At 58.9% G+C, this 18156-nt stretch carries 15 protein-coding genes; 5 read left to right on the forward strand and 10 right to left on the reverse strand.

From position 1 onward, the window contains the following. Positions 1 to 36: 36 nt before the first annotated feature. Both ACZ9BB_RS20900 and ACZ9BB_RS20905 read right to left on the reverse strand, forming a co-directional pair. Positions 37 to 726, reverse strand: a complete 690-nt coding sequence (locus ACZ9BB_RS20900; protein WP_476215846.1) for a hypothetical protein — start codon at positions 724 to 726, stop codon at positions 37 to 39. A 60-nt stretch (positions 727 to 786) separates the two neighbouring features. Further along, positions 787 to 1572, reverse strand: a complete 786-nt coding sequence (locus ACZ9BB_RS20905) for a hypothetical protein (protein ID WP_476215848.1) — start codon at positions 1570 to 1572, stop codon at positions 787 to 789. 234 nt (positions 1573 to 1806) lie between these two features. Between ACZ9BB_RS20905 and ACZ9BB_RS20910 the strand changes: the two genes are divergently transcribed. Further along, a complete protein-coding gene (locus tag ACZ9BB_RS20910) occupies positions 1807 to 2412 on the forward strand; it encodes a MarC family protein (RefSeq protein ID WP_476215850.1) in 606 nt (201 codons plus the stop codon). A gap of 66 nt (positions 2413 to 2478) precedes the next feature. Here ACZ9BB_RS20910 and ACZ9BB_RS20915 read toward each other — a convergent pair whose 3' ends face one another. The 8 genes from ACZ9BB_RS20915 to ACZ9BB_RS20950 form a co-directional block, all read right to left on the reverse strand. Beyond that, a complete protein-coding gene (locus ACZ9BB_RS20915) occupies positions 2479 to 5349 on the reverse strand; it encodes a TcdA/TcdB pore-forming domain-containing protein (RefSeq protein WP_476215852.1) in 2871 nt (956 codons plus the stop codon). A 241-nt stretch (positions 5350 to 5590) separates the two neighbouring features. Next, positions 5591 to 8284: a TcdA/TcdB catalytic glycosyltransferase domain-containing protein gene (locus tag ACZ9BB_RS20920; RefSeq protein WP_476215854.1), complete on the reverse strand. Its 2694-nt coding sequence runs from the start codon at positions 8282 to 8284 to the stop codon at positions 5591 to 5593. Beyond that, a complete protein-coding gene (locus tag ACZ9BB_RS20925; protein ID WP_476215856.1) occupies positions 8211 to 8549 on the reverse strand; it encodes a hypothetical protein in 339 nt (112 codons plus the stop codon). The genes ACZ9BB_RS20920 and ACZ9BB_RS20925 overlap by 74 nt, the downstream gene beginning before the upstream one ends. 621 nt (positions 8550 to 9170) lie before the next feature. Next, positions 9171 to 10874 carry a precorrin-3B C(17)-methyltransferase gene (gene cobJ, locus ACZ9BB_RS20930; RefSeq protein WP_476215858.1) on the reverse strand — a complete coding sequence of 568 codons (1704 nt, stop codon included), beginning with the start codon at positions 10872 to 10874 and terminating at the stop codon, positions 9171 to 9173. Next, the gene (locus ACZ9BB_RS20935; RefSeq protein WP_429544236.1) at positions 10874 to 11605 is read right to left on the reverse strand and encodes a precorrin-2 C(20)-methyltransferase; all 732 of its coding nucleotides are present in this window, start codon (positions 11603 to 11605) and stop codon (positions 10874 to 10876) included. Before ACZ9BB_RS20935 ends, cobJ begins: the two co-directional genes overlap by 1 nt. Then, positions 11605 to 12231 carry a precorrin-8X methylmutase gene (locus ACZ9BB_RS20940; RefSeq protein WP_476215860.1) on the reverse strand — a complete coding sequence of 209 codons (627 nt, stop codon included), beginning with the start codon at positions 12229 to 12231 and terminating at the stop codon, positions 11605 to 11607. Before ACZ9BB_RS20940 ends, ACZ9BB_RS20935 begins: the two co-directional genes overlap by 1 nt. Next, complete coding sequence (gene cobG, locus ACZ9BB_RS20945; protein ID WP_476215862.1) at positions 12224 to 13525, reverse strand: precorrin-3B synthase; 1302 nt, start codon at positions 13523 to 13525, stop codon at positions 12224 to 12226. The genes ACZ9BB_RS20940 and cobG overlap by 8 nt, the downstream gene beginning before the upstream one ends. 142 nt (positions 13526 to 13667) lie before the next feature. Beyond that, the gene (locus ACZ9BB_RS20950; protein ID WP_476215864.1) at positions 13668 to 14324 is read right to left on the reverse strand and encodes a hypothetical protein; all 657 of its coding nucleotides are present in this window, start codon (positions 14322 to 14324) and stop codon (positions 13668 to 13670) included. 243 nt (positions 14325 to 14567) lie between these two features. Here ACZ9BB_RS20950 and cbiE point away from each other — a divergent pair, with 243 nt between their 5' ends. The 4 genes from cbiE (at position 14568) to ACZ9BB_RS20970 (ending at position 18154) form a co-directional block, all read left to right on the forward strand. Then, positions 14568 to 15779: a precorrin-6y C5,15-methyltransferase (decarboxylating) subunit CbiE gene (cbiE, locus tag ACZ9BB_RS20955; protein WP_476215866.1), complete on the forward strand. Its 1212-nt coding sequence runs from the start codon at positions 14568 to 14570 to the stop codon at positions 15777 to 15779. Beyond that, complete coding sequence (locus ACZ9BB_RS20960; RefSeq protein WP_476215867.1) at positions 15772 to 16869, forward strand: cobalt-precorrin-5B (C(1))-methyltransferase; 1098 nt, start codon at positions 15772 to 15774, stop codon at positions 16867 to 16869. Before cbiE ends, ACZ9BB_RS20960 begins: the two co-directional genes overlap by 8 nt. Continuing rightward, positions 16866 to 17588 carry a cobalt-precorrin-6A reductase gene (locus ACZ9BB_RS20965; protein WP_476215868.1) on the forward strand — a complete coding sequence of 241 codons (723 nt, stop codon included), beginning with the start codon at positions 16866 to 16868 and terminating at the stop codon, positions 17586 to 17588. Before ACZ9BB_RS20960 ends, ACZ9BB_RS20965 begins: the two co-directional genes overlap by 4 nt. Positions 17589 to 17842: 254 nt before the next feature. Beyond that, positions 17843 to 18154, forward strand: a complete 312-nt coding sequence (locus ACZ9BB_RS20970; RefSeq protein WP_476215870.1) for a hypothetical protein — start codon at positions 17843 to 17845, stop codon at positions 18152 to 18154. Positions 18155 to 18156: the final 2 nt, after the last annotated feature.

Here is an 18156-nt window from a genome sequence, read left to right on the forward strand (position 1 = left end):
TGCCCGAAAGTGGTTTCAACAATCGGGCAGGACGTATCACTGCCCCATATCGACCTTCTCGACCAGCAGCGCCACGTTGTCCGCCAATCGATTCCCGAGCTTGTGGGTAATCGCCTCTCGGGATAACGCGTAGAGGGTTTCGGACAGATTCGCCCGTGCGTATCGCACGCACACCTGACCTTCTACTTCATCGACCTCAAAACGCTGCGACCACGGATTCAGGGTCAGCGCCTGCCGGGTCTTGAATTCGAGATAAATGCTGCTGATCGAGGTCGGGCTTTGCCCCACAATCGCCAGCAGGCGCACAGCCTTGAGCGGTGAACGAGGTACTTGCATCTCATCTTCACAACACTGCTCGGGCCAGATCTGGATGGCAGGGACATAACACGGCAATTGCGCCGCATACGCCAAAAACCCGCCAAGAGCATGATCTTCACCACCGCTATTTGCCATTGCAGCCAAGGCCCATTCAAGCGCGGAAGAGGCGTTTAGCCCGTTGAGAGAAAAGTCCTGGCGAAACTTCAAGTTGCGGATCCAGAAATCATCCAGCACCGCAACATAAGCGTCATACCAGCTTTCAACTTTCATGCTTTCGATTTTTTTGTTGGCAACCAATTGCGCCAGCAGACTTGAATGTACGACATCATCATAAGCCGATATTTTTTCAATATCCGACAAAGCAACAACGGCATTACCCACCGCCAACAAGTTGTATAGCTGAGCCATAACAAACCCTCAATGAAAAAAGGACGACCGAGAAGCGACCGCCCTTTTTAAAACATTCGATCAGATCTCGTAATCTTCGATCTTGGTTTTCGCATTCAAGCCAAGTTTTGTACGAATCGTGTCGCGGGTTTGCTCGACGATATAAGGCACTTTCCTGAAGACAGAGTCACCGCGATACAGTTTCACCTCGCGGGAGTCCCAATCCATGAACAGCACTTGCTTTGCGGTGTTCTTGCGGATGAAACGAACAGTACCCAATGCCATGGTGACTTCACCGTTGACTTCGGTGCAGGTGCCGGCCGCCATACCGCCCACACCGTTATCCAGCATGTTGCGCTCATACAGGGTCAATGCGGTCTCACGCTTTTTCAATGCGGTGATTGCATCGCCTGCCACCTTCAGCATCAGGACGGAGGCCGAGCCAGGCACGGCAAGCCCGGCAACCACACCGCCGAGGATCTCCAGCACCAATTGATCCATCCGTACGGTGTTACCGCTGATGTTCATGTCGTTGTAGTACTTACTGGTCGGCAGCCAGCCTGCATTAGTCATGACTTCCAGGAACTGGTAATACCATTCCTTGCCCTGATACTCGTACGGGAACTTTTTGTTTGCGACCAGACTCGCGAATAGAAAGGCGTGCTGAACATCTTCCCGATTTTGCTCACTCAAGTTGCCGGTAAAGGACAAGATGCCCTCACCCACGATGGAACCTTTGCCGGGCTCATTGACAACCGGTACCGAAAAACTGCGAGGGCGCATAACTTCAGCGCCATCCAGCTCATAATTTTCCAAACGATGAATACATTCGGCTACAGCGCAATCTTCGACATTATGAATATTCATTACCAATTCCTTATTAATTAAAACAGGCTCTTCTTGAACCCGCCAAACAACAATAACCAAAGAAAGAAAAAACGCCAAACAAGAACATGTAACCTGTTGATATCAACATTTCGTCAACTAACAAACTTCCACCTCAACAACTTACATTTACCCCCGTTTCCTCACGCCATCCCCCCAAACATTAAACCGACTGATAGACTCCGCTCTGTCCATCTGCCGCTGTGAGCCGAAATCATGCTCCACGTGTTGTTCAGCGTTTACCTGAAGATGCTGGTGCTCTACAGCCCGTTCTTCGTGTTGTCCTGCTTCATCAGCCTGACCCGCGGTTATTCGCGCAAGGAGCAGCGACGCCTGGCCTGGAAAGTAGCGGTCGCCACGCTGGTTTCCAGCGTTTTGCTATACCTGTTCGGGCGGGTCATATTCAGTGTCTTCGGCATTACCGTAGACGCGTTCCGTATCGGTGCCGGCAGCGTGCTGTTCATCTCGGCACTCGGCATGGCTCAAGGCAAGTCGGCGGTGCAGACCGACAACGTGCAACAGGACGTGACCATCGTCCCGTTGACCATCCCCCTGACGGTCGGCCCCGGTACCATCGGAGCTCTGCTGGTCATGGGCGTGAGTCAGCCCCACTGGGATGACAAGCTGACGGCCATCCTCAGCATTGCGCTGGCCAGTTTCACCGTCGGCGTGGTGCTTTATCTGTCCAGCCGAATAGAACGGATTCTTGGCGATCAGGGCCTGCAGATTGTCAGCCGGTTAATGGGGTTGTTCGTTTGTGCGCTGGCGGCACAGATTATTTTTACCGGGGTGAAGGGCTATCTGGTGCCAGGTGTCCCATGAAAAAGGCTGCGGGGATCAATCCCGCAGCCTCGCTTGATACCGGAGGCCGATTGCCTGTTTCCGGGTCTACGCCTCGCCTACCTTCTTCAGCAGCTTCACCAGATCAAGACTGACACCCACCTCCAGGTCCAGTATCAGCTCCTCAAGGGTGACGAACAGCGGATCGCCGGAAACATTGATCAGCAGATTAAACGTGTCCCGCGATACCGCTCCGGCGGATTCGACGTTTCGAAAAATCAGGCTACGCCCGTCATCTGGATCGGTCAGCAACAGATGCCCCTCGGCCAACGTGATCTGCCAGTGATCCATAGGCGGCAGTTGCACGACCAATTGGCGCTGTTGGGACTCCTTCTGATGGAAGTCGATAATCAGGCAGTCGAGCCGTAACCAGGCGGCTTCTGAGATCATGCAAGTCATCCAGCCTTTGAGTCCTAGCACCAGTGTGGTGACACCGTCCGGAATCAACATCAGCAAGTCCTCGATGTTGTCCCGGGTCCGGATCGTCATCACTTGGGCCGTTCGACTCATCGTGTCTGCATACATCCAGACATCATGGTCCGGCACCAGCCACGCACCGTTTCTGTTACTGAACACCCTGCGGGTGACGGTATTGTGCAGTAACGCAATTTCGCCATCGCGCGCGCCCAGATAAGCAGGCCAATGCCCATTGGTTTGTACGGTCGAGTAGTACAGGCGATGGGTACCTGTGTCATACCAGGCAAAGAGATCATCGAATCTGCCCGCGGTCAAAACGGGCGCGCAGGAGCGGCCCGCAATCAATTGGAGCAGCTTGTTTTCCCGCGCCTGCCGGGTGCCAAGACCAAAGAAGAAATCGCTTTCTACACCGACAATACGAGGCGCGTCACCCTCAAACAGCTCGACCCACACATGCTCTCGGGTCAAACCACGCAATCCCGCGCCTTCGGGTGCGATCCGGGTGAAAGCCCATTGCACAGCCACCCGCTGCATTGCCGGCAGCCGATCTCCATGCAACAGGCGCGTGCCATTGGCAAAGGCCGCCGCAAACGCTTCGGGCTCCATGAAGGGCTGACGATAGACCTGCCCTGAGGCCGAATCCCATAACCAGGCAGCCTTTTTGTCTGGGGTCTGCGCCAATAGCTGTATGGATTGACTCTCCCTTGTGTCGGCAATCAACATGCGTCGTTCCAGGCACCAGACACGCAGGAACGCATTGCCGGGGACATTCTGCACACCGGACACTTCAAAACCGTCGGTAGCCGTCTCTTCGGCAAGTGCCGCAACGCTCGTGTGCCATTCAAAACCGTCACCGGCGGTCGATGCGGCCTGTGCCAGCCAATCCTTGTTCAGCGCAACCAGCTGCGACTCATCAGTCCTGCTCAGTTGATACAGCATCCCGTTCCGGGTGAGCGCAATGTGGCGCTGCTCCTGGAAAAACACCTCGACCACCTCGTGAGGCAGAATCTTTGCAGCAGGCGCGGATAGCTCGTCGTTCTGCGCCGTCACCCGCTGTCGGTAGAGACTGCGATGGAGCTGATCAAAGAACAGAAACGTATCGCCGTCGGCGTCCTGGGTGTTAAGTAAAATCAGATTGCCTGAGCCTGCTCCCACGTTCGGCCGGATCACGAGCCCGTCATCCCGTCGCAACCAGAGATTGACGGGATTGCGAGAATCGTCATGCCAATAGGTGATCGAAGTCAGCGGGGCGCATTGATAATCCACAACACTCACTGCCTCGAAAGGCGCGAGTTTCTCGTCGCGGACCATCAATTCGTAATCCCAAAAGAAATACGAAAGGGAGACGGTGCTCTTGCGTTGCAGTAATGCCTTCTGGCCCTCGGTCAGTGGGCCAATGACAGAAAACAGCGAGAGGTCATTTGCGCCGAGCAGGTAAGTCATCTTCATGTCACGACCGTTACGCAACACGACTTTCTGAACGATCCGCATCAACCCTCCCTCCAGTTCCTGGAAGGCCGAAATTCTTGAGCCCGGCACTGGATCCATCAACCGGTAAATCCGGTTGACCTGCCCGGTGGCCACATCCGTGCGCCAGATCAGGACTTCGTCAGGGACATAGTAATACGCGTACTTGTCGACAATGGCGCCCAGGCAAGCGGCTTTCTGATAGGCCGGATCCAGGCCACGGACAAACAGGAAACGGTCTTCGCTGCGGTCGTATTGGGCCGTGGTGTAAACCGGCTCGAGGGGATCGCTGTAGGGGACAGGAAAATCCCGTACAGTCGTGTAGCGACCGGCCAGACGCATGGAGCGCGCATGCTCGCGCAGGGACGCCTGTGCAGAGGAAGCACTATCGCCCGAGCCGATCGAGATATCAGAGATGAGCAGCTCCCCCTGCTCCCAGTCCACCTGATACGACTGCTTGTCCAGTTGCACAAGCAAAGGCGACTTGTCAGGGACATGGACCTGGATCGCGCCCAACTGCACACGAGCCCCTTCAATTTTCACGTCGCTCTCAGCCAGCCAGGTTGCACTCAATGCCCAGGACATCGACGGCGCATCATCGTACTTTATCAGCGTGATTGCCCGCACACCTTCGGCCAGCATCACCGAGCATTGCCCTCCCCGTCCCAAAATTTCGTAGGACAGGAAATTGTGCAGCTCTCTTGGCAATTTCGGCACGTGGAGCAAGCGGTTGCTGCGATCCAGCACCACGTTGATCAATGTCTGCGAGTAGTTGGGTATCAGTTGATGCAGCACGTATTCAGTCGGGAACCTGTAGAAGCTGAACCAGAACTGGCGCTCACCATCACTGTCGTACTCGAGTTTCAGCGCCGTTTCAAAATGCTCCCTGCGGGTGGTCGAAAACGGCAATGCCTTATAGTCGAATCCGAAGTAGCAATGCGGCATGCACGGGAGCACGACGACATCAAAGTCTGCGGCATCGGGAATCGCGCTTTCGTATGCATAGCCAAGTGACTCACGGATGCTGATCGACAATGACCGATCCGGATTGCCCTGCGGCGGATGCAATGCATGGGGAATGGCCGCGTAAATATTCAGTATGCCGCCGTAACGCAGTAGCCGTGCCTCGAGGTCCAGATGTGTAACGACGACATAGGGGCTGATGCACAGCGCATCGTCAATCCGCGAAAAGACAAGGACGGACTACTGCTGACCTACCCGGACATGGGGTATGCGGGGCCACTCAGTTATGTCCAGCGCGATGCCGAGGTATTGGTCATTGAAGGCCAGATGAAGATCGGCGACCCGCCACATCGACCACATTGCCATGCACCAACTGCGCGTAATTGACATAGGCATGCAACCGGACAGCCAGGGTCAGGGACCGATCGGGTCCTTCCTGTACCCTCAACGCGTTCATCAGCGCTTGTATGGCGAAGCCGGCGTTCAGGGTATGGACACTACCAACATCGGTGGGATCGACAGGATCGCCCGGAACGGATGATTTATTGGCCAAGGCTGCAAAACGTTCCGAGAGGTAGTTTTTTATGCGCAAGAGTCTAGGGTCATCGGTGAAGACTCGTACCACGTGCTCAGGGTTTGCAGGGTCGACCAGGCTCATCCGGTACATCCCGTCGGGCATGATCTCCAGGGTTTCGAACAACGGTACAAGGTGGGGTGCCAGCTGATTCTGCTGCTGAAGGCGGGTCGTCACTTGCGCGATCTGTTGCCCCCACCCGTGACTGTCCAGCGCCAATAGACAACTGCCCAGACGAACGTTGCTCATCAATGATTGTCCGCGGGCACTGGCCAGACGCTGCCTGACAGGACGTTGCGACTGGCCCGCCAACGTGCCGGGTTGCAGCAGTTGCGAGACAGGAGTTGAGCCAGGCAATGCCACTCTCGACACCCGCGAGCCTTCCAGTTCGATCAGATCGAAGGTCGGACGCGCCGCATCGCCATACGCCGCGTAATGCCTGGCCATCCCCTGCCGGAGGAAGAACTGTTCCAGCGCCTGTCTGAACAGCGTCGGATGTTCGAACTCGAATACGCCAAAATTCGGATCATAGAAGTGATAAGTGCTGCGTTCGCCCTCAATGGTTTTGGCCACCAGCATGGCGTGATTATCGGAGTTGAGCATCAGCGTACTGGTGGCTGTTCTGGCTTGCAGAATGTCCACAACCTGACTCAGATCCGAACGCCCCAGCGCGCTGCCCACCTCGCTGATCGGCACATCCCGCAACGCCTCCAGGCTGTGCAGAAAGATCGCTGAATCACTCCCTTGCGGCTCGATTACCCCCAGGTAGAATCGCTCGCGAAGAATGTTGGCCGCGGCCTTCCCCTCCGACAAGGCTGCCGCCATCACCAGGGCCAGTGGATAACAACGCCCACCTACCCTGTCACCGGCGCCCTGAAGCAGTAAATCCTGCGGAACAAGCTTGACGGTGCCCGCTTCAAAACCGTCCAGAACAACACCGAGGCGCTCGACAATCTGGTCACGGTATTCGAGTTTCGCCACCTGCTGGATTCGGGCCACTTGCTTGCCCCACCGGCGCAGCGTCAAAGGTTGCTCAAGCGCGTTTTTCTTCAGCCCCAGGGCGGTTTCGGAAAGCGCTGGCGGATGATCGAGAGGGCTGACAAGCCCGGCCAGAAACCCGGGAGCCTGGCGTTGATACAGCGCGTGTTCGATCGTCGCGTAGCGGCCCGCCGCGCCTAGTTCGCTGAAGCTGTTGGCCAGGTTATCCAGCTGCGGACGAACCGTGTCGAAGCTGCGATTATCCAATGCCTGCGCACCGGTCAAGGCGCCGAGCAGCAGACGCTGCAAGGGGCTCAACTGAGCGACTTCTAGGCTACCCTTGGCGAGTCGGCTCAAGAGTTCATCGATAGGCAACTGTTGAGTCTGCGGATCGCTCAATGATGCAGGCGGCAGCGCATCGGGGCTTTGAGCGAGGATCGATTGGCGGTCATCGAAGCTCAGGGGTACAGCCTTGTCGAAGGTCACCGCACCGTTATGGCTACGATTCATCGTCCGCATGAACGGCTCGCCCAGCTCATCGGCCAGATGCTGCAACAGATCGGTGGACAGCACATGGCGGCCCTCGATTACCGGCCAGCCTTCCTCAAAGTCGATGGTCCGGTATTTGAGCAACTGGGCCAGGTCGCCCGCGTAACGGGCTTTGAACTGTCCCTCTTGCCAGCGTTTAGTCTCGTTAATCAACCATTGCCCAGTGTCACTTTCGTTCTCTTTCCAGGAGTGATCCAGCTCCTCCTCGGTAGCCCGGTTGACGGCAGCGATGGCCGGAATGGCAACCTCCACTCGCCACTCTTCGGCAGTTCGAGGCGTAAAATGCGTCCTTTCGTAATCCGCAATTCCCGCACGCAGGGCGGCAGGTCCGGTCAGATAGATCGTCACTTCACTCTGAGGCCGGATGCCGTCGCTATAGTAGGTGGCGGCAGCCTGAACCAGAAAAGACACTGCCACTTCTTCTTCCGGCGACAGCTCGTGCAAAGCACCAAAAACCTGCGTCGCCGCCTGGAGTGCAAGACCGCTCATGGCTTCGGCATCGGTGAGGGCAATATTTTGCTCATCCGCCAGGCGAGCGGTGGCGTCGACGATTTCATAATTGAGCCTGAAACGCTCAAGCACGGTCTTGAGCATTGCTGAGCCAGGATGGGCCATCAGGAAAGCGTTACTCAAAGTGCTTTGTTCGGCGACGGCTCGCAGCCCGTCCGGTTGAACCAGACGCTCCACCGGGGGACGAAAAACATCACTTAGCCTGGGTTGGCTGTCGGCGAAACGCTCGAGCGCCTCGCGATGTTCCAGGGGAATCTGCTCGAAGTAGTTGGTGTAGCGGCTGCGCAGAGCCTGACGACCGGGCATCCATTGGGGATTGCGGTCAAGCATCAACTGCAGCACGCCCAGGCGCGCGTCTGTCTTGAATGCCCGAATATCCACCTCGCCCAGCGGCATCAGAACTCATAGACGATCCCGACTCTGCCGCGCGGCGGTGCCGGCTACCGTGCTCCAACGCCCCCAACGCTTGCTTGAGCAGACCTAACGGCTCCAACAGTTGTGGAGAATCCAGCAAACCGATACAACCGAAATAATATCGAAACACCGCATCATATTGATCGGCGCCCTTGTGCGATGCTAACGCCTGTTCAAGGTCCACCACTTTTAACAAATCCACAAAATTGACGTAGCCATCCGCCAACGAGAACTTAGACTCACTCATAAACAACACTTCCATTTATCGTATATAAACAGCCGAGACCGACTCTAGACAATGATGATTCCACAAGGGCACTCAAGCACTCGGGCATTTAACCTGTTATCAATAAAGCGAAGAAAGCGCCGTCGCTCCAAGACGGGCATCGAGCATCAATACATTTAGAGGCAAACAAAGCGCAACTGCCTGGCCAAGCACCAGACATCGCCGAAGCGTTACATAACTTCTTTAAAATCGACTAATACCAATAAAGCACACGTTAAAACTAACCCGACACTCAATACTGTTCAACCAACAAGGAATTCAATTAATTACAAAACAAACATTACATCCAACGTTACAGACTTATGCACTTTTATTCGTTTAGTCATGACTCACAAGCCAGAATACTGGAAAGCCCTTTATAGGCCGAACCTCAGAACAGGCGCCTGAAATAATGATTCGTCACATCCTTAAAAATCCTGGCATCAAAATAGAGTTTCCTACAAAGCAGAATAAAAATTCTTCGTGGCAGGTAACAAAATCCCACTCAAACAACCGAACAGGCTTACACGCACAAATGCCGAAACAATCGAGAGAAGTAACCGGACTGAGGTGATGAAGGCGGCCCGGGCGGGCCGCCAGATTTCAGCAGAGGGGTTTGTTGCCATACCAGCGCGGCGTGTACACCCAGTCACCGCCTTCGGCGCGGGGGAACACGCAAGTGGTGGACGAGCCGATCAGCACCATCGTGCGCATGTCCACCTGCTCCGGCGTGAGCGCGCCGAGCGTGGTGGTCCGCAGCGTCTGACCGGGCCGACCGATATCACGTCCCAGCACCACCGGGGTTTCAGGGGTACGGTGCTGCGCGACGATCTCCAGCGCACGGCCCAGCTGCCATGGCCGCGAGCGGGAGATCGGGTTGTAGAAGGCCAGCGCCAGATCGGCTTCGGCGGCCAGGTCAAGACGTTTTTCGATGATCGACCACGGCTTGAGGTTGTCCGACAGTGACATCACGCAGAAGTCATGCCCCAACGGCGCACCGGCCTGAGCGGCCGTCGCCAGCGAAGCGGAAACCCCCGGCAGAATCTCCAGATCGACGCTGTGCCAAGCCGGGTCAGTCGACTCGTGCAAGGCTTCGAGTACTGCGGCGGCCATGGCGAATACACCAGGGTCGCCAGAGGACACCACAATCACCGACCGCCCTTGGGCCGCCAGTTCGAAGGCATGACGGGCACGCTGCATTTCCTCGCGGTTGTCGGTGCAGTGCAGCACTTGATCCGGGCGAAACGGGCCGGCCATGCGCACATAGGTTTCATAACCGAGCACGTCAGTGGCTCTGGCCAGTTCGGCCTTCACCGCAGGCACCATCAATTCGGCAGCGCCCGGACCCAGGCCGATCACCGCCAGTCGACCACGTGGCTGGCCGATCTGCGCGACGTCCAGAGGCTGTTCGGCGATGGCCAGCGCCAGGTTCGCGTCGACCGGAACAATCGTCGCACCGGGAACGGCCCCGCGAGCCAACTCGCTGGCATCGCCGGCGGGCGACGCAAAGCGCAGCGGCACACCCAGTTCAAGCGCCGCTTCGCGCAATGCCGGGCTGGCCATCTCGGTGACCGGCGCCAACAAGCACGCCAGCGATTGCCCGGCGACTTGCGCCTGACGCAGCGCCGCGCGAATCGCCTGGGGCAAATCCGCCACCCTGGCGCTGACCGCCAACAATACGCTACGCGGGTAGATCAACAGTTCATTGGCTGTCGGCGCTCGTTCGGCGCTGCCGACATGAATCGACAAATGAGCCTGAGGATCTTCCGGCAATTGTGCTTGCGCCAGCCATGGCGCAGCGCCTTCGATGCGCACGCGTTCGCCAGCCAGCAGGTCCGAGACAAAGCGCTTGCCCAACTCCAGATCGCCCAAGGCATAGCCGCTGGGTGGATTGAGCAGGCAAGTGCCGAAACGCAGTTCGCCGCTGGTGGTGATCGCCGCGGCGACGTCGAGGCCGGCGGCAATTTCCCGGGCCATGACATTCACCCCGCCGAGGCCACCGAGCAGCGGCACCACGGCGCTGCCGTCTTCGGCCACGGCCAGCACCGGCGGCTCGGCGCCCTTCTCCAGCAGCAACGGCGCCAAGGTGCGGATCACGATTCCGGCCGCGCAAAGGGCGATGATTGGCGTGTCCTGTTGATAAAGCACGCGCAGGTTTGCGCCGAACTCGTGATAAACACGGTCCGCGCCTTCGACCCGTTCGGCCAACCCGTGGATCAATGCGCCTGGGTACAGCTGTTGAATCTTGCGCGCGGTGGCGAGGCTGCCATTGCCGAGAATGACAATCGCCGGAGCGGAATGGGCCATCAGCCTTGCCACCTTTCACCGGGAACGATGATCAGCGAGAAATATGGCGAGGACATCGGCTCGACCTGATCCAGCGGCACGATCTTCTGATTGGCCATGGTCGCGCGTTCCACATACAGCGCACGCTGCGCCAGACCGAGCTCTTCCAGTACCTGGCGGACCTTGGGAAAGTTGCGCCCCAGCTTCATGATCACCGCCGCATCGGCATCGGCCAGGCGACGCTTGAGGTCTTCGTGGGGCAGCACACCCGACAATACCGACAAACTCTGATTGCGATACACCAGCGGTGCACCGAGTACCGAAGCACCGCCGAGCATCGAGCAGACACCCGGCACCACTTCGGCTTCGTAACGCTCGGCCAGGCGATCGTGCAGGTACATGTAGGAGCCGTAGAAGAACGGATCGCCTTCGCAGATCACCGCCACGTCACGGCCAGCGTCCAGGTGCGCGGCGAGTTGTTCGCCAGCGGTGTCGTAAAAATCACTGATCACTTGTTCATACGACAGCGGCGCCGGCAGCGCTTCGGTGGTCACCGGGTAGACCAGCGGCAGCAGGGTTTGCGCGTCCTGCAGATGGGCTTCGATGATGCCGAAGGCGTTGCCCTTCTTGCCCTTGGCGACGAAGTACGCCACCACCGGCGATTCGCGCAGCAGGCGCAAGGCTTTGACGGTAATCAGTTCCGGATCACCGGGACCGACGCCCAAGCCAATCAAACGTCCAGGTTGCTGCATCATTCGATCTCCGTGGCGAGGGCATTGACAGCGGCGGCGGCCATGGCGCTACCGCCCAACCGGCCTTGCATGATGACAAAGGGCACGCCACGGCTGTCCGCCGCGAGCATCGCCTTGGATTCAGCGGCGCCGACGAAGCCCACCGGGAAGCCGAGAATCAGCGCCGGTTTCGGCGCGCCGGCGTCGAGCATTTCCAACAGATAAAACAGCGCGGTCGGCGCATTGCCGATCACCACCACGCTGCCTTCCAGGTGCGGGCGCCACAGTTCCAGCGCGGCGGCGGAACGGGTATTGCCCAACTCTCGGGCAAGCTCCGGGACGCTGTTGTCGCGCAGGGTGCAGATCACTTGGTTATTGGCCGGCAAACGCGCACGGGTCACGCCTTCGCTGACCATCCGCGCGTCGCACAGAATAGGCGCGCCGGCCGCCAGCGCATCGCGCCCGGCCTTGCCGGCGCCTGCGGAAAATTGCAGCCCGTCGATGGCCTCGACCATGCCGCAGGCGTGGATCACCCGCACCGCGAGTTTCTCCAGATCGGCCGGGATGCGCTCGAGGTTGGCCTCGGCGCGAATGATCGCGAAGGAGTTGCGATAGATCTCCTGACCGTCGCGGATGTAATCAAGCATCAAGGGAACTCCGTGGGCGGGCGTCGAGCAAGGCGCCGACCGCTTCAATAGTAAGATTGCGTGCGTGCAGGGCGCCGAAACCCGGCTGCCCCGCGTCGCGAAAATAGAGGTCGTAGTGACCGGGGGCGACGGCCAGTAACGTGACCGGCACCCCATGGGCGGCGGCGCAGGAACGCTGGCAACCGGACAGATGCACCGTTTGATCGTGGCGTTGCAACAGCGCAGCCAATTGCAAGGCGTCGCTCTTGGTATCGGCCAGGCCTTTGCCGCAGCCAGCGGAGCCGGTGCAGGCGATCAATCGTGACAAGGGCTGATCGGCGTCACACAGCAGGCCCAGTTGTTCCAGACGTCGAACGACTTCGGGCGCCCGTTCATTTCGAACAGTGGGTAGCAACAGACTTTGCCATGGGGTGAAACGCAGGCTCCCGTCGCCGAACTCGCGCGCCAGTTGCGCCGCACCTCTGAGCATGACGGGATCGAGCCGCCCCAAAGGAGGTACGGCACCGATATAGACATATTCGGTTCCAGCCTGCGGATGAACGCCGATGTGCAGAGCATCCGGGCTCGATGTACGCCGCCAATCGGTGATCGGGTTCAAAGGCACACGCTCGGCCAGGCGAGCGAGAAAATCCGCGGCCGGGATTTTGGCCAGCACATGACGCATCCGTGTTTGATCGGGCCGCGCCAAATCGAGAAACAACTCCAGCGCTGCAACGACCAACGCGTGTCCTTGCTCAAGTGACACTGAACCTGCGGGCGTGTCCGTGGGGCAACCCGCCAGACCGAATGCCAGCAACCGTTCGCCGTCTCGCTCAGCAGCAGACAACCACAGATCATGGGGGTGTTCGAGCATCGCCAACGCCTCGCCGCCGTCGAGTTGCACGGCAAACTTGGCGCTGAGCTCATGGAAACGTTCGTGGCTTTGCAAGGTGTCGAGAATCTGTTCAGCCAGCGGGCGCGTGTCGAACAGCCTATGCCGATCAATCCCGGCGGCCGGGCTGAGCATCAGGTTGCGCACATCGTCGCCAGCGGCGGTTCGCGGGCCCAATCCGGCGGCGAGCAGGCTGTCGATCAGTGCCGTCTGCTCGCTGCCGATCCCGCGAATCTGCAGATTGGCGCGGTTGGTCGCCTCGATCACGCCCCCGGCAAACCGTTCGGCCGCACGGGCCACCGCTTCAGCCTGGGCAGTGCTGATCGAGCCGCCGTTCAATTTGATCCGACAGATGCCGCCATCCAGTGCCTGGACGATACGCAGCAACCCCGGGCAGGCCGAGGGGCGTAAAGCGGTGGACATCGGGCGTTCGTTCAAAGGAGGTGACCGGCTGGCAGTGCTGTGGTGGGCGAAAGGTCGCCATTATGCCTGCTTTGCCCGAGCGCATGAAAATGCCTGCCGGTCGGAATCCGCCATGGCTACACATTAAGCAGCCTGGCGCTGTTCAGAGTTCGTATTCTTCAAGCTTGAAAGGGATCTCGCGAAGGGCCTGCTCAACGCTCGCTCGATGGGCATCCATCGCCCGGCGCTTGATCACCAGTTTTCTGGCGCGAATATCCAGTTGCGACATCGGCTGATGGATCTGCCAAAACAGATAGGTGGTATTGAGGACCATCTTGATAAACCGGATGTGACTGAGCACCACGACCAACTCGCCGCTGGCGTTATAACTGATCGGCAAAATATGCGAGCTGAACGTCTTGCCACTCAGGGCGGTAAACTTTTTCAGGATCGCCACATCGTTTTCCAGCGCTGCAAGTCCTGCTTCAACTTGTGCCAGTTGGGAACGCGCGAGCAACGGCGCCGCCAACTTTCGCCATGCCTCCTGCACGCTACCGGAAAATTCGCGCTGGACCAGAACGACGGGCTGTTCCTCAAGATTCCAGCCAAATGACCAGAGAATGCCGGCAAAGTGATCGAACCACTCACCCGGCTGGGTACTGCTGTTGTAAAGTTTGTCCGCCTTGATCTGCGCGAGTAGAACGCAGTTCTTTACAAAATGGTTGTCGGCTGCAGTCTGGCCCCCGATGCCTGTGAACAACATATTGTTCACGGTGATTGCATTACTGCGGATGTTATCTGTGTTTGAATTGATATCCATATCTCTTCCTGCCAACTTGGCAATCATTAAAAAATAAAATTCTTCGTCGTTAAATCAGAACGCCCATTACACCCGACTTAAGCTGGACCCAAACTAGCAAAAACACGCATTAAGCAAACCGCTTTTGCACAACATTAAATTTCCGCTATCGGTTAAACATTCTCCGACAACCGACCCGCGTCAGATACCGGCAGCCGCGTTATCATGCCGCCCTTGAAGATCAACCCTGGATTAAGGAATGGCATGACACCCTGGCTAACGGTTGTGGGAATCGGTGAAGACGGCTTCAAGGGCCTGGGCAAGAATGCCCGGCGCGCCCTGATGGCCGCCTCGCGGATCATCGGCGGCCAGCGCCAACTGAACTTGCTGCCGGTGTGCATTCGCGGCGAACGCCAGCTCTGGCCCAGTCCGTTTACCCTTGAGCCGTTACTGGCGCTGCGTGGCGAGCCGGTTTGTGTACTGGCCAGCGGCGACCCGATGTTCTTTGGTGTGGGCGCCAGCCTTGCACGGCAAGTGCCCGCCGAGCAGATGCTGATTCTGCCGGCGCCCTCTTCTTGCTCCCTCGCGGCAGCGCGAATGGGCTGGCCGTTGCAGGACGTGGTGACGCTTTCTGTAGTCGCCCGCCCCGTCGCCGCACTCAACGCCCATGTGTTCAGTGGTATGCGTCTGCTGGTGTTGAGCAACGACGGCCAGAGTCCGGCAGAGATTGCGGCGCTGCTGCGTGAGCGTGGTTTCGGGCCGAGTCGTCTCACCGTGCTGGAACATCTGGGCGGCGAAGCCGAACGACGCATCGAGGGCGTCGCCAACGACTGGAACGACCCGCTGATTGCCGATCTGAACCTGATCGCCATCGAATGCATCGCCGAACCGAACACGCCGCGCCTGTCCCGATTGGCGGGCCTGCCGGACTCAGCCTTCCAGCATGATGGCCAACTGACCAAGCGCGATGTGCGCGCCATCACCCTTGCGCGCCTCGCCCCGGTCCCCGGCGAACTGCTGTGGGACGTTGGCGCCGGCAGCGGCTCGATCGGCATCGAATGGATGCGCGCCCACCCAAGTTGCCGGGCGCTGGCCGTCGAAGCCGATGCAGGTCGACAACAATTGATCGAACACAACCGCGATGCCCTGGGTGTGCCCGGCCTGCAACTGATTCGCGGTAGTGCACCGCAAGCCTTGGAGGGGCTGGAACGCCCGGACGCGATTTTCATCGGTGGCGGCGTCACCCGCGAGGGCGTACTCGACACTTGCTGGGCGCAACTCAAACCCGGCGGTCGACTGGTGACCAACGCCGTCACCCTGCAAAGTGAAGTGACCTTGATGGCTTGGCGTGAACGGCATGGCGGTGAATTGACCCGCATTCATGTCGCTCAGGCGCAACCGCTGGGCGAGTTCGACACCTGGCGTCAGGCGCTGCCGATTACCTTGCTGGATGTGACGAAACCCCTCGATGCGTGACGAAACCGCCGAACAACCCGCCCCGCTGCGCAGTGGCCTGACCACCGGCAGCTGCGCCACCGCCACCAGCCTCGCCGCGGCACGCCTGCTGCTCAGCGGTGTGGAAGCGGACGCCGTGGAAATAATTCTGCCCAAAGGCAAACAGGTGCAAATGCGCCTGGAATTCTGTCGGCTGACGGACGACGGCGCCGAAGCCGGAACGATCAAGGACGCAGGCGACGATCCGGACGTGACCCACGGCGCCCTGCTCTTTTCCCAGGTGCGCCTGCACCGCGAGCCGGGCATCCGCTTCAGTGCTGGCCGTGGCGTTGGTACCGTCACCCGGCCCGGGCTGGTGCTGAACGTCGGCGAACCGGCGATCAACCCGGTGCCGCGCAAGATGATCACCGACCACCTGACGTTGCTGGCCGGGGAGTTTGATTATCAGGGCGGCTTCGAGGTCACGGTGAACGTCGAGGACGGCGAAGCCCTGGCACTGAAAACCATGAACCCGCGGCTGGGGATTCTCGGCGGCCTGTCGATTCTCGGCACCAGCGGCATTGTCCGGCCGTTCTCCTGTGCGGCCTATATCGCCTCGATCCACCAGGGCATCGACGTCGCCAAAACCAACGGCTACCTGCACATCGCCGCGTGCACCGGCAACGCCAGCGAAGACACCATGCGCCGGGTCTATGACCTGCCGGAAATCGCCCTGATCGAAATGGGCGACTTCGTCGGTGCGGTACTCAAGCACTTGCGCAAAGTGCCTGTGGATAAACTCAGCCTTTGCGGCGGGTTCGGCAAGATCAGCAAACTGGCGGCCGGGCACATGGATTTGCACAGTCGGCATTCCAGCATCGACCTGCCACAGCTGGCCGAATGGGCAGCGGCGATCGGTGCGGATGAGACGTTGCAACAGGCGATTCGCCAAGCCAATACCAGTCAGCAGGCATTGGCCATGGCCAGCGCTGCCAGGATCGCCCTCGGCGACGCGGTATGCCAGCACGCCCTGGACTTTGCCCGCAGCGTAGTGCCGGCACAGGTTCAGGTCGAAGTGTTCGCCATCGATCGCCAGGGCGGGATTGTCGGCCATGCAGGAGTTTTTCCATGAAACGCGTGTTGTTGCTCGGCGGCGTCACTGAGGCCCTGGCCATCGCCCGAACCCTGGGGCCGGAACACATCTATAGCCTGGCCGGTGTCGGTCGTGTGCCGACGGATCTGAACTGCCAGGTCCGCGTTGGCGGCTATGGCGGTGCTGAAGGTCTGGCGCAGTTCATTCGCGATGAAGGCATTGGCCTGCTGCTGGACGCGACTCATCCCTACGCGGCCCAAATCAGTCAGAACGCCGCGACCGCCGCTAAGTTGAGCGGCATTGCATGCTGGGCCCTGCGGCGCCCGGCCTGGCAGCCACAAGCTGGAGACGACTGGCGCGAAGTCCGCGACTGGGCCGAACTGATCGAAGCGTTGAAACCCTTCCGGCGACCGCTGTTCACCCTCGGTCGCGAGCCATTGCAGCACCTGCACGAAATCCCGTCGGAGCAATTCTGGACGTTGCGTGCACTGGACGTTTATCCGGGCAACGAGCGCTGCGAAGTGATCGGCGCGCGTGGGCCGTTTCTGATTGAGGACGAACGTGAACTGTTCGAACGGCGGCAGATCGATGTGCTGATCAGCAAGAACAGCGGCAGCACCGCCACCGAGCCGAAACTGGAAGTGGCGCGGGAACGCGGAGTGCCGGTGCTGGTGTTGAAGCGGCCGGTGTTACCGGGGGTGGATCGGGAGTTTGGGGCGGTGGATGAGATATTAGCGGCCCTTACACAAAACCTGTAGCAGCTGGCGAAGCCTGCGTTCGGCTGCGCAGCAGTCGTAAAATCAAACACCACGGTCCGTCAAGTTGACCGTGGCGCTTGGGATCACGACTGTTACGCAGCCGAACGCAGCCTTCGGCAGCTGCTACAGAAAATGTGCAACACCCTACATATCCATCGGACGTAACGCACAACTTCATCCAAATCGGCTGACTTGTGGGCTCACAACCCAGCTCCTATATTTCGGGTAGCACTTACGTAGCGGGGGAATGCCGAATGCCCGAAAAATTCACTCGTTTCGATATCACCGAGTTTATCCAGACCCCTATCGATATGTGGAACTACCTCAAGGCTTGCGAAGAGGAAGACCCAGGCGATGGGAGCCTCAATCGTGTGGCGCTCAGAGATGTCAAACACACAATCCGGGCAAGAATCCAAAGCGACGCTCAATTCGCTCAGGCATTAAGAATCGAAGTCGCTACACTCTTTCAAAACGGCGAGGCTGAGCTCGCACGTCGGCTACTCGATCTGCTGACTGAAGCACTGCGACACCACACCGCACGCGGCCTTTTTACTTATCGCCCCTGATC

The sequence above is a fragment of the Pseudomonas sp. TE3552 genome, from assembly GCF_056278945.1.